The sequence below is a fragment of the Ancylomarina sp. genome, assembly GCF_041555295.1.
Classification (GTDB): Bacteria; Bacteroidota; Bacteroidia; order Bacteroidales; family Marinifilaceae; genus Ancylomarina.
In genome coordinates, this window is the sequence record NZ_JBFFKR010000477.1 from 1 (window position 1) to 1,530 (window position 1,530).

At 38.8% G+C, this 1,530-nt stretch carries 1 protein-coding gene; it reads right to left on the reverse strand.

Features of this window, described 5'->3' with window-relative positions; all coding sequences use genetic code 11:
* Positions 1–1,360 (reverse strand): DUF5117 domain-containing protein (locus tag ABY905_RS17235; RefSeq protein WP_372646131.1); only part of this gene is annotated, 1,360 nt, incomplete at its 3' end.
* Positions 1,361–1,530: the final 170 nt, after the last annotated feature.

Below are 1,530 nucleotides of genomic sequence, written 5' to 3' on the forward strand. Positions count from 1 at the left end.
CAGCCGTTCCATATTTTTTTGTGAAAGTAGGTGAGCGCAAAGAGTCTACAGGAAAAGCATAGGATGCTCTGTAGTTGTGTTTCAGGCCTAAGGTATGACCAATTTCGTGTGCTGCCGCATAACGAATCAGTTCACCCATAACTTTTTCGTCAACCTCATTGGCTTCTCCACGAATTGCAGGGTCGACAGCAGCCGTTTGGGCAAATCGCCATTGATACAATTTCTTAATCACATTGTGATAAAACAAGACATCACCTTGAAGTATTTCTCCCGAACGGGGATCAATCCAATGGAGTCCCATTGCATTTGCCTTTTCAGTTGTTACATATCTGAAACAAGAGTTTGTAAAGTCATTGGCATAAAAGGTGCTGTCCTTAAGAGGATAATCCTTTGCTACGATTGCATTTTTAAAGCCAATGGCTTCGAATGCTTTCTGCCAGTCTTCAATTCCGGCTTTTATATATGATTTCCATTTTTCAGGAATCGAATTGTCTACGTAAAAAACAATTGGTTTTGCGGGTTCAACCAATTCGCCCTTCTTATGGCGTTCAATATCTTCTTTTTTAGCTTCTAGTCTCCATCTTTTGACATATGCATATGATTTCACATCCATATATTCCGATGATAATTCTTTTTTTGGTTCATCGTAATAACCAATTTTTTTACTGGCCAAACGAGGCTGCATGGGTGTTTTGGGAAGTAATACGATTGATCGGTGCAGGGAGCACATAAACTGATCTCGCTTTCCCGTAAATCCCATTTGGGTTACAATTTCAACATTACCCGAATAAGCTCTTGCGCTAATTGTTTTTGTGGCTTCGGGTATTGACTTACCGCGGCCGGCACCGCCAAATGGTGAGATGATATCGATTTGGGAATTGAATAATTTTGAAACCTCAATGACTGATGCCTTATTTTTCAGGTTTCTCGCTTCAATTTTAAAGGCATGCATTATTGTTTGCATGTTGTTTCGATTAAACGAAATGCTTATAGGATCATTTTGATCCATCTGATTTTTTGTGTCGATTAAATGCAAGTACACCGTCTTTTTATCCTGGCTAAATCGAACCATCATCGGATTGTGCATCATTTGTCCTGCCACAGCACTTTTAGTCGAACTAATTTCTTCTACCCTGCTGCCAATTAACAAATCTCTTCCCATAATACTATCGGGAATCTCCAGCCACAGCTTATCATCATTCATGTGAACATTGATAAATCCGTTGTCACTGATATCAGCTTTGCTTACCAAACTTTGATACTTTTTTGCTAATGCCGAAGGGTTTGATTGCGCATGAGTAGAACTGCTTAAGGCTATCAGACTAATGAGTAAGAGAGATAAAAATTTAAATCGAAACATTTGTTTTTGTTTAAGGTCGTTCGGAAATAATCCGAAAAGGCTGTTTGGCTTTTAGATAGAGTGATTGGACGTTGGTCCAATCACTCTTTTATCTAATTCTTATTTAGTTGTAAGCTCGTCAGGCTTAATCCGAAAAGGATTGTATGCTTGTTTAATAGAATGATTGGATC